Annotated in this window: 8 protein-coding genes; 5 read left to right on the forward strand and 3 right to left on the reverse strand. The window is 58.4% G+C overall.

The features are described from left to right. Nucleotides 1–119: 119 nt before the first annotated feature. From CLU80_RS09625 to CLU80_RS09645, 5 genes are all read left to right on the forward strand, one after another. A complete protein-coding gene (locus CLU80_RS09625; protein WP_099757271.1) occupies nt 120–815 on the forward strand; it encodes a DNA-3-methyladenine glycosylase in 696 nt (231 codons plus the stop codon). Nucleotides 816–886: 71 nt separating this feature from the next. After that, nucleotides 887–2,203, forward strand: a complete 1,317-nt coding sequence (locus CLU80_RS09630; protein WP_093434568.1) for a bifunctional DedA family/phosphatase PAP2 family protein — start codon at nt 887–889, stop codon at nt 2,201–2,203. A gap of 549 nt (nt 2,204–2,752) precedes the next feature. Continuing rightward, on the forward strand, nt 2,753–4,585 hold the full coding sequence (locus CLU80_RS09635; protein ID WP_286079719.1) for a hypothetical protein: 1,833 nt from the start codon (nt 2,753–2,755) through the stop codon (nt 4,583–4,585). Nucleotides 4,586–4,634: 49 nt separating this feature from the next. Beyond that, nucleotides 4,635–8,108: a calcium-binding protein gene (locus CLU80_RS09640; RefSeq protein WP_099757273.1), complete on the forward strand. Its 3,474-nt coding sequence runs from the start codon at nt 4,635–4,637 to the stop codon at nt 8,106–8,108. A gap of 353 nt (nt 8,109–8,461) precedes the next feature. Further along, on the forward strand, nt 8,462–10,189 hold the full coding sequence (locus CLU80_RS09645; protein ID WP_286079720.1) for a hypothetical protein: 1,728 nt from the start codon (nt 8,462–8,464) through the stop codon (nt 10,187–10,189). A gap of 59 nt (nt 10,190–10,248) precedes the next feature. On the opposite strand, the gene CLU80_RS09650 is transcribed toward CLU80_RS09645, so the two are convergent. The 3 genes from CLU80_RS09650 to CLU80_RS09660 form a co-directional block, all read right to left on the reverse strand. Continuing rightward, complete coding sequence (locus CLU80_RS09650; protein WP_099757275.1) at nt 10,249–10,809, reverse strand: hypothetical protein; 561 nt, start codon at nt 10,807–10,809, stop codon at nt 10,249–10,251. 71 nt (nt 10,810–10,880) lie between these two features. Further along, nucleotides 10,881–11,111, reverse strand: coding sequence for a hypothetical protein (locus CLU80_RS09655; protein ID WP_093434550.1), 231 nt, complete (start codon nt 11,109–11,111; stop codon nt 10,881–10,883). Between the two features lie 114 nt (nt 11,112–11,225). Next, complete coding sequence (locus CLU80_RS09660) at nt 11,226–11,816, reverse strand: LON peptidase substrate-binding domain-containing protein (protein ID WP_093434547.1); 591 nt, start codon at nt 11,814–11,816, stop codon at nt 11,226–11,228. Nucleotides 11,817–11,826: the final 10 nt, after the last annotated feature.

Here is an 11,826-nt window from a genome sequence, read left to right on the forward strand (position 1 = left end):
ACTAACAGCGGTGACGGGCGGATGGTCGAAATGAACGCGGATTCGCCGGCGTTCAGGCCCAATTAAGCCGCGCGTTGTTATCATCACGACCTCCTGAGCCTGGATAAACATTGCCTGCCATGTCCAACCTGACCGTTCGCAACCGCGCCGAACGCCTGCCGCTAGGGCTGCCGGACGCCTTTTTCGACCGTGATGCGCAAGTGCTGGCGCAGGATCTGCTCGGCAAAGTCATTCGTCACCGGGTCGGCGATCTGTGGCTGAGCGCGCGAATCATCGAAACCGAAGCCTATTACTGCGCAGAAAAAGGCAGCCACGCCTCGTTGGGCTACACAGAAAAGCGTAAGGCTTTGTTTCTGGATGGCGGCCACATCTATATGTATTACGCCCGTGGCGGTGATTCGCTGAATTTCAGTGCGCAGGGGCCGGGCAATGCGGTACTGATCAAATCCGCCTATCCGTGGGTCGATGAAATCAGCGGGCCGGCGAGTCTGGCGCAGATGCTGCTGAACAATCCCGACGCGCAGGGACGTGCGCGGCCTTCGCAAAAGCTCTGCGCCGGGCAAACCCTGCTGTGCAAAGCGCTGGGTCTGAAGGTGCCGGTGTGGGATGCCAAGCGTTTTGATCATGAAGTCCTTCTGGTAGAAGACATCGGGCCGGCACCTTCGCACATCATTCAAACCACCCGCCTGGGCATTCCCCATGGCCGTGACGAGCACCTGATGTACCGCTTTGTCGACGCCAACTATGCGCATTGGTGCACGCGGAACCCGTTGCGACGGGGTCAGGTCGAAGGACGGGATTATTTTCTGCTGTAACCACACACTCCTGTAGGAGCTGCCGAAGGCTGCTCCTACAGGAGGCCATTAATGATTTGGAGTTTTTCTGTATGGGCCCATGGCTCGATAGCATTACCGGGTGGCTGGCAGCCAATCCACAATGGCTGGCTGCTGCAGTTTTCATTGTGGCCTTTGTGGAATGCCTGGCGATTGCCGGTTTGATCGTGCCGGGCACCGTGCTGCTGTTTGCCGTCGCCGTGCTGGCCGGCAGCGGCGCCCTGTCATTGAGCGAGACCTTGTTGCTGGGCTTCCTTGGCGGGATTCTCGGCGATGCCGTTTCGTACTTCCTCGGTCGCCATTTCCACCAGAACATTCGGCGCCTGCCGGGGCTACGGCATCATCCGGAATGGATGGCCAGTGCCGAGTCGTATTTCCAGCGCTACGGCATCGCCAGTCTGCTGGTCGGTCGTTTCATCGGGCCATTGCGACCGATGCTGCCCATGGTCGCCGGCATGTGCGACATGCCTTTCCCGCGTTTCGCCGCTGTCAGCCTGCTGGCGGCCGCCGGCTGGAGTCTCGCCTATCTGCTGCCGGGCTGGGCCACCGGCGCGGCCTTCCGCCTGCCATTGCCTGAAGGGTTCTGGCTGGAGGCCGGCATTGTCGCTGGCAGCATCGCCGCAATGGTCGGTCTCAGCGTGAACAGCAGCCTGCGTCGCCACCGTCGCGCGACCATCTGGATCAGCAGCATGAGCCTGTTGATTCTGATTGGTCTGTTCATCGGCTATCCGTACCTGACAGCGCTCGATCAAGGGGTGATGACACTGGTGCAGGAACATCGCCAGCCAATGCTGGATGAAATTGCGGTCACACTGACCCTGATCGGTGAGTTCCGCAACATGCTGCTGTTCAGCGTCCTGCTGACCGGCCTGTTGCTGGTGTGCCGGCAATGGCGTCATGCGATCTTCGTTGGCGGTACGCTGCTGGTGACCGCATTGGCCAACACCGGGACCAAATACTTCTTCGCCCGGGTGCGTCCGGAAGTGCTGACCGACCCACTGACCACTTACAGCATGCCCAGTGGTCATGCCTCAGGTTCGTTTGCACTGTTTCTGACCCTGGCGGTACTCGCCGGCCGTGGCCAGCCGCCACGCATGCGCCTGACCTGGTTGCTGATCGCCTGTATTCCGGCCCTCTCCATCGCCCTGTCGCGGGTCTATCTGGGCGCTCATTGGCCAACCGACGTGCTGGCCGGCGCCATGCTTGCCGCCTGTGTCTGCGCTGCCGCCCTGTGGCTGAGCCAGCGTAAAACCCCACTCAATCCCATGCCGTTCAAGATCTGGTGGTTGATCCTGCCGGCAATGTTGGCGCTGTTCGGATTTTTCGTCCTGCGGCACTTGCCTCATACCTTGTTGCGTTACGCCTATTGAATCTGGCGATACACAAGCCTTAATCCTTCTGCGCTGCTCTTTTAGGAATTCTCCGACAAGAGCAGCGCTGTTCTCTTATTCAAACTTACTCGCCCACGGTAAGAATCCTTATTTACCAAACCGCAACTTCGCACACTTCAAACTAAAAACAACCGAAGTTACATATCAATTACGAACCCTCACGCCAGCGCCTTCCATAACTTGAAAAACCGGTTAGATTAAATCCACATATTTGAAACCCTTCGGCACATTCTCACCCATTAAAGTGAGACCGCCTGCACTTGCCTGCCCAACAATCAATTCAACTGACGAAGCGAGGGTTTCAATACATCAACTGATTTCGAGTACGCCATGAGTCCAAAGACACCGCGCAAACCACCCCAGACCTCAACGCAACAACCTGAAGCGAGCACATTCCCGCCCCTGCGTACCGAGACACCGTTCACTCCAGGTGGCCCTTCGATTTTCCGGTTACCGGGTTTGCCGAGTGGCCAGAATCCCGTTGACACCGCTGGCGGCCGGCCGGTCGCGGATGGAACCCCGCCTGCCGTGGTCATCCAACCGATGCAGGCGACGAACCCTGCCCGCCTCGCAAACGATAATTCCCCCGACACTTACTGGCTGCGTGACGACTTCCTGCGTGGAATGAAACCGGCGGAGGATGACGGTTTTCGCTGGATCGTCGGACGACAGTTTGTCGACGTCGAATATGAAGGCGACTTGCGCACCACCCATGTCGGCCAGGATGCCGACGGGGTCTATCGCTGCAAGATGGTCACCGAGCGGTCCGCGTCCGGACCGGCGCTGTACCGGAATGAAGGCCGGTTGACCTGGCGCCTGACGGAGCATCCGGCACCCGCCATGGCCTCGACAAAACGACCTGCGCCGCTACCGGGCGATCAACCCGGGATCGTCCCCGGCGCGAAACGGCCTCGACCTGCCCACCTCGATTCGAATCTGTACAAGGCATCGCTGCGCTCACCGGATGCCCAAGGCTATTACGAACTGGCCCCCGCATTCGGGGCCAACAACGCGATCACGCAATTTGCCTTTATGGACGCTTTTGGTCACTGGATCCCGGTCGATCCGCCCGCAGGTGGATTCGGTGCCCAGCCCACGCACTTGAAGCATTGGACAGACCATGAGATCTGGCAGGTGTACAACATCCATGGCCAGGATCTCGTGCGTTTTCGCACCGAAGCCCAAGCCAGCGGCAAGAGTCCGCAATGGGCGATTCCCGAAGACACGAACCCGCACCGCGACTTGCTACGCGACACCCTGCGCTGGCTGCACCCAAGCATGAATCCTGCACAGCGCGAAGCATTTCTGCAGTCATACAATCTGCTGCCCAGCCAACTGGCCCGCTTGCAACAGGACCTGAAGACCGAACTGAAAATGCCGCAATGGGCGCAGGCACACAAACACCTGATCGACGCTCTCGACCATCCGCAGCACCTCGAGCAACTGAGCCGCGAGGCTGTCGAGGAACTTAACCTCAAGCGTGATGCCCGGCATGACTGGTATAGCCCGGAATCCAGCATGACCGCGCCGGTGCGCGAAGCGCTGCTGGGCAAACTCGGCTATCTGCGCAACAAGAACAATTGTCTGTACCGCACCGACGTGCCGGCGCTGTTCCGTGGCGATGAACGCACACCGTTCGAACTCGCCAATGACGGCTTCATGCTTCCGCGATACCAGCATAAACCGGGCGCCACCACGCATAAGCCGATGAGCGCAACCTTCAGCCTCAAAGAAGGCCTGGTGTACGCAAGGGAGCCTGACCCCGAGTACTTGCGGTTCAACAGCCAGACGAGCAAATACCCGGGGCGGGATGCTGACGATAGCGCCTCGGGCAGCGATATCAGTGATACCGAGAGCAGCTCATCGTCCGAATGGTCCGACGCCACAAGCCCGGTGCCGTGGGATCGTGATCGCCGCTATGAATCAACACGCACACGTCAGCGGGAAATGTTTCTGTATGTGCTCGACACCCGCGAACTGGAAGTGGTGCCTCATGAAGAAAACATGAGTTTCAATTCAGCGGCCCGCGACACACCCCCCACCTGGTTTCCCTCCGATGACTTCGAAGGGCTGATATCAGTCAGCCGCAGAGGACTGGATGCCGAGCGTATCTGGCTGCTGAATTCGCACCTGAGCAAAGCCGTGAGGGTCGATGACCTCAAGGAACAGGCAGGCGCGAACGCCGAGCGCATCGAAGCCGCCACCCATGCCGGACACGAGAACAAATTCGCCTACGACCAGTTGATCGACAACGCCGAAGCAGCCGGCAAACCTGTGCTCAGTCTGTCGGGTAACGGCGACGAATTCGCCTACGCCATCCACTGGCCCGAGTCGACAACACCGGCGGCTCGACATCAGTGACACACCGGTAGGGACACCGCTCAGGCGTTTTCATTAAAGGATTAATGACATGTCAAAACTTATCGCTCCGCCACTTCAAATCGCCAATAGCAGCGCCGTTCAGGTCAATCCCGCCAGCGCCTCGGCCAACCCCCATGCGCCGCCGGCGGGCACGCTCAACGCAGTGTTGCCAGACGACGCTGACGCCCCTTATCGACGCACACTCAAATCCCTCGACAAACATTTCGGCCCCTTGCGCATCGGCGAAATACTCACCAGCCGCGTCGAACTCCTGGCCTTGGGCGCGACCGTGCACGGCCAAGTCATCAGCCCGGCGAATGCCGGCATGCAGCGCGTGGATCAACACTTTCTCGACGGACTCAATTTCGATGCAGACCGGGTGCAGGCGCGTCTGTTGTCCGTCGACAATCCGGACAGCAATGTAGCGGCGATGCTGTTTTATGAAATCGCCTGCAAGCGCTCGGTCGATGCCGGGCCGCTGTTCGTCGCCGATATAACCATTGCCACCGGCAGCGCGGTGGACCGCCTGAACCAGTTGGGCAAGGCTGCGCAAAAGCTGGATATTCATCGCGCCGACGCACTGGAAAATGCCCCGGGCTGGATCAGCAAAAACAAAAGCTATTTGATGAGCGGCGCCGGGGTCGGCATGCAGGCGTTCGGCATCTACAGCGGCTACAAGGCGATGATTGATGCGATCAAGCACGGAGACACGCTGGAAGCGGTTTTCCAGGGTGGCTCGATCGCCGCCGAGTTCGGCTCACTGATCATCGAACGCGGGCTGACCAAGACCGGTGAGGCCATGCTCAGAAACGGCGGCAACGCGCTGAAGTATTTCCCGCTGACCTCGGTGGGCAAATACATGAGCCGCGGTGCCGGGATGTTCGCCAGCGCCATCACCTTGCCCTTCGACATTGTCGATGCCATCAAGTCGTTCAATGCCGCCGCCGCGGCGCAGGGCAAAGAGGCCCAGGATCATTACGTCAGCGGCGGTCTTAGCGTCGCCGGGGCGGGTATCAGCCTGGTGCTGGGCGTCGCCGCACTGGCCGGGTTTGGCAGCGTCGCCGGGCCGGTCGGGCTGGTCGCCGCCGGACTGCTTATCGCCGCCTCGATGATCTACCAGGCCGCCCGAGTGGTGGACGACATCGATGACTACATCGAACTGACGTTTGAAGAACGCATGCGCTCGGGCTGGTTCGCCTTCACCAACAAGGAATTGGACCAGGACGTACTGGATCGCTTCAAGCTCGCCAAGGGCTATCGGGACCACCAGCGACAACTGCAGTTGTCGGCCAAGGACATGCTGGAGAACGCCTACAAACACACCATCGAACACGTGATCAACGGTGCCTTTCAGGTTGAATTGAAGCCCGTTGAAATCTGGCGCTACCAGTGGGACGAAAGCGCTGGCCAACAACCGTTCAAGCTCGACAACCAGGCCGTGGTTGTCGACGGCGATGACGTGATCGATGCCGGCAAAGGCCTGCCCGCCAACCTCAAAGGCAAAGTGTCGGGCAGTGCCGGTGATGACAAAGGCATTTTCTGGCGCTTGGGTGACGGCAATGACCGGGTTATCGGGGTCCGGGACAAGCCCAATCTGTTCACCTATCGCGCGGATCACAAGGCTTTGACCGGAGGCGACAGGGACGATGCGTTCTATCAGGACATTACCGAGCAGCAATTGAACCTCACCAGCAAACCGGCCCACCTCAATGTGCTGGACGGCGGCGCAGGTGCCGACACCCTGGCCTTCGAAGGCAGCCGCCCGCTCAGCGACACCCGCCATATCGGTCACGACATCAACCTGCACAGTGGCAGGGTGGCGCTGCGCGGTCTTGATCCTGAGGAAAATGCCGTTGACGTCGCGCAGCTCACGTCGATCGAAAACGTCTCGACCCTGCGCAGAGGCACCAGCCGCGTCAGCGGAAACGACGCGGCCAACCGGATTTCCGCCAATGGCTACGACCGCGTCAGCGCCGGCGCCGGCGATGACACGATTGCCGTCTACGGAGTGGACTGTCGAGTTGAGGGCGGCAGCGGCGCAGATCGTTTTTACATCGCCAGCAGCAACGCCCGCACGACCATCAACGAGGACGCTGAAGCGTCGAGTCTGATCGAGTTCGGCTGGCCGGCGGAGGTCATCCAGCGTTGGCAGATCGTCGGCACTGCGCTGGTGATCAGCTCATTACGCGGCAAGGATGGTAACGACCCGAAACATGTACTGACACTCGAAAATGTCTACCAGTGGGTCGATGGCAAACGCCTGTTGAACAATGACCGTTTCCGTTTCAAGACCGAGGATGGCTATGAGCTGCTGGTCCAGCTACCCCAGCAGCCAGGTGAGGTGCTGCAGCAGGATATAAGCCCCGTCGTTGTCGTCATCGGCCAACCCGCCGCTGCACCGCAAATCGTTAACGGCGGCATGATCGAGATCGCCGAACAGGGCTTGAAGCAGCACTTTGTTGCTCGCACCGAGCGTCCGGTGGAATTCGTTGCCCAGCGCAATACCGCCGAAACGTCCCGCACTGTTTATCTGGAATTCGACAACGCTGAAATCATCGATGTGCAGGTCAGTTATGAAGTGCAGGTGCGCAAAGGCGTCTCTGGCACGACCCACTTGTACTACACAGACTTCACCCTGACGGTCTCCCTGCCGTCGAAATTGGTTATGTTCAAAGGTGTGGTCCAGCCCATCGCGGCGGCCACCGGTTACAGCGGCAGAAACAGCCTGAAAGTCACCACTCCACGCCTGCAGCAGGATGTTGTGCTGGTGCTGCAGGACCAGGTTTCCTACCGCCTGCAAGTTCCCGCACTGGATTATGAAGACGATGTAAAAAACCCCGGCACCCGCGTACGCAGCACGCGAAGTTGCCTCAAGCAACGCAATGGCAACTATCGCTTTGTCAGACCATTGGCCAGCGTGAAACCGCTGATAACGGCAGAACCCAGTCGCATCACCATCGACACCGGTTCGCACACCGGCATCTATGTACTCGATGGCCAGAGTTCGACGTACGATGTCCATCTGGCCAGCAACACCATCATTCGCCTTTCGACGCCAGGCGCTGCAGCGAAAACCGCCGATGCATCGACCTGGACGCTGTACACCGACAAAATGGAAGAAACGGTCACCCGCGACGACATCCAGCTGGACGGCAATCGTCTGCACATCGCCAGCGTCACCGTCGAATTGCCCGATATCGAAGACGACATCCCGGTGGAATCCATCAGCGTGGCCACTTCGGCCGGCCATATTTATGAAGTGTCGCTGTTGTTTGAAGTGCTGCAGCTTTACGTCATTGATGCACGTGGCTACGCCGATGTCGAAGCTCTGTTGGCCGAGGTCAATGCCCATCAACAGCGAAACGAACTGGCAGCAAGGGTTCATGTAACCCACGTCGGAATCGACGCAGGAACGATCGGTACGGTGGTTTACAACGCAGTAAGGAAACACTGGGCGCTGGCCAGCGATCCACAGGTGCGAATCAACCAGCAAGACCTGGTCTTTTCCAACGACAAGACCTGACCCTCACCACGTGCCCGTCTGGATCAGACGTCCACACGGGCACCCGTTCACCTCAGCCTACGGACAGGCTGACTCGCCAAAAACGGAGTTTATTCATGCGCCAAAAACCCGGGCTACGGCCTAAATCACCTTTAGTCGAAACGCCCGTCACCTCTACACTGGCCTCCGCAGATCATTCGCCGAGCAGAGCGATAGTTGCAAACCCTGAAAACATTCCGGGGCCTATACCCGTCGAGGCGCCCTCCTCACCCAAACGACCTCGTCTGGAGGAACCCGGGACGTCCCAAGCAAAAATCTCACCCATCGAAGTGAGCGTCACATCGAGATCCGCCACAGACAGGCCGGACTTTTCGATGACGTCGCTGGAAGATTTCGCCCATCCGTATTTCGGCGATCTGCCAGGGCCGAATGAATCCGGCATCCGGCGTTATCTCGCCAAGGACTGGGTGGACGTGCGACTGCCAGGCTCAGAAGGCCGACACCACGTTTGTGTTCAATACGATGCCGACCTCAGGGCCTATCGGGCGATGTCCTCCTGGCGCCTGGCACCAGGCCCACCCATTTACCGGACCACGCAAGGCCATCTGTGGAGCCTGGATCGGCACCTCACCCTCCTCAACGTCGATGACTACACGTTTTCCGCGACACCGAATGCTGACGGTTACTACACCTTTCGCGCTCTCGGAACGAGCGGCGATGACGCCATCCTCGGCTATGCCATCAAGGATCCGGAGCATCACTGGATTGCCATCGATCCTGCGCAGGCAAAACGCAACAGGATGGCCGATGCGCCACTTGCGCAATGGTCGGATCAGGACATCCAGCGCATGTACATTCTGGATGACACCCGGATTGCCGCCTTCCGCGCAGAAGCACAAGCGGCCGGTAAGCCACCGGACTGGGCACTTCGCGCGCAGAACACCGAAGACCATCTGTTTGTCGCTGATTCTTTGAAGTGGCTGCATCCACACATGACCCTTGCCCAGCGCCTGCAATTGCAGCGCAGCTATAACCTGACCCAGGAGCAACTGTGTCGGCTGCGCACAGAGTCGGGCGACGGCCAGATACCGCAATGGGCTGAACAGCACAAACGCCTGACGCTCGATGCGACCAATGAGCAGCGCTTCAAGCTGATCGGCGAAGAGCTGGAAAACTACGTTGAGGAATTACGGAGTCAAGGGCTGGCCCTCGCCCACCATTGGCCCGCCACCCGCTACAGCGACGCCTTTTTGGCCGACTACGCGACCCACCTCGGCTACCAGCGAACCCGCCACGGCATGTTGTATCGCACCGACATTCCGGCGATGTTCCGCGGCGAAACCCGATTACCCTTCGAGTTGGCGCGGGATGATCGAATGATGCACAGTAAAGGCAATCCCAAGGGCACCACGAACAAGCGCGCATTGAGTGCAACGTTCGGACTGCATGACGCCACCGCTTACGCGGCGACCAAGGGCGGCTTCTATCACGAGTTGCATTACAACTCGCAGGCCAATCGTTTTCCCGGGGTGAATCCTCAAAGCTCGAAAACACGAACCGGCGAATCCTCCGACTCGGGCAGCAGTTCGGTGTCGGAGGGTAAACGAACCGGCGACGAGACCGACTCTGACAGCTCGTTCGTTTTCGATGATTCGAAAGATTATGTATCCACGCGCCGCCAGCAAACCACGTCATTCGTCTACGCCATTGATACCCGAGGCCTGGAAGTGGTGCCGGGGGCAGAAAACAAGGCATTCAACCCCGCTAACGGCACATTCCTCTTCGACGACCTGGAAGGGCATATCTCCACGCCCACACGCGGCATCAGTGCCGAGCGGATCTGGCTGGTGCGTTCCGACCTGACGCAAGCCGCCCGGGTCAAGGATGTGCTGACACAGGCGGGTGACCGGGTCGTGGCCATCGAGCAGGCCACCTGGGCGGGAACCGACAGTCGAGCTGCCGGGTATTTTGGCGCCAACGCCTATGACAGCCTTATCGATGAAATCGCCGGTTCTGGCGGCGTGATACTGGATCTGCCCAAAGGCGACAAGACGTTCGCCGACGACATCGTCTGGCCTGTGCCCGAGCATTACCGAACCTGAAAAAAGGCGCCATTCACCCAGACATGAATGGCGCCTTTTTATGGAGTAGCGGCTGGGCTCTATTTGATAACCTTGATCACAAATATTGCCGGTTTGTGATTGAAGGCGTTATGCCCCGTCCTGTTAGGATCGACGTCGAGGAATGTGCTCATTCCGCTGCTTATATGGCGATACAAGGGCTTGTCATCAGGTTCGTGGATCAACTCTAGATAGGCAGGACCGGACTCGATATGACTGAAGGAGGCCTTTGAAGCACCAGACTTGCTGATTGAAAAGTATTGCTCTGGCGCACGGATACTGGCCAACAGATTATGAGTCTTGTCCTCTATGAATAACCGCGCACCATCGAATATTCCCGCGAGCACAAGGCTGATGGCATATTCGTCACCCTTTGGGACGAACTTCAACAACAGTGGTGTGTCGTCATCATGGTCAGCCAGCGTTATGAAGCTGGACACGCGCGAATCCGCCAACCCCACTTCGGCATCCAGTTTTTCTGCCTTGGTTATGCGAAGGTCACGCAAAGCCTGTTGCAGACGTAGTTGATTAAGTACCACTGGCCGGCCATCAAGATAAAGATGCGCAGTGAATGTCTGGTTATTTGTTTTTGCTAAAGCCATGGGATTGCCCACCTGTAAACACCCCGCCGTCAATTAGCCACGACGACAGGCAATGCTGAAAAAGGAAATAATCAAACCGCAGTCGCAGTCACTACGCTGGTGGCGGACGCCGACATCCGTGGCACTTCGCCGCCAGGAACTTTTTCAGATTTTCGTTTACGCCGGGCTATTACCATCCGGTCCGCATAAGTGGATGCCGCCTCAATCACGTGGCTAACGTTATGATCCGTCTCGGCATGTTTCAAAATATACTTGCCGGCAATATCATCCCAAAACGCCCATTCATCTTCATAGACAGTCATGCTTTCATCCTTATTTTTATTCAAGTTATCCGCTTCCTGCGGACAACTTGAAATTAAGACAAAGACAAAAGCAAAACAATGCTGGCAGGCGCCATCAGTTAATTCAAAGTGCAACTAGGCGAACAATTCACCTTGTAGTTCGTCGAGCAGCGCCTGAATTGCATCCAGCCGCTGCTGGGGATCATCGAGTTGTAACAGATCGATCTTGTCTTCTTCGGCGAACGGCAGCAAATAGGCCAACTGATTGGCCAGCGATTGCTGACCCAGCGCTTCAGTGCCCATGTCCAGCGCTTCCACCATCGGGTGCTCGGCCAGTGCCTTGAGCAGCGCCACCAGATCAGCATCCTCGTCCTGTAACGGTTGCTCGGGTTCGTCATCCAGCCAGTCGACATCGGCGAGGATCAACTGATCGCGCTGCACCTCGGTACGCAACACCGCGAACCGCCGCCCGCCCTGCACACGAATGCCGAGCAAGCCGTTGTCCTGCTGCTGAAAGTCGGTGATGCGCGCTTCGCAGCCGACCCGAGCCAAACCTTCTGGCGCGACGCCGACTTCTTCTCCATCAAGGATGCACACCACACCGAAACCGCCACCCTGCTTCATGCAGCGGCCGATCATGTCGAGATAGCGCGCCTCGAATATCTGCAAATCGAGGTTGCAGCCGGGAAACAACACGGTGTTCAGCGGGAAAAGCGGCAGACTCATAGACATTTCC

This window comes from Pseudomonas sp. 29 (assembly GCF_002754355.1).
Lineage (GTDB): Bacteria > Pseudomonadota > Gammaproteobacteria > Pseudomonadales > Pseudomonadaceae > Aquipseudomonas > Aquipseudomonas neuropathica.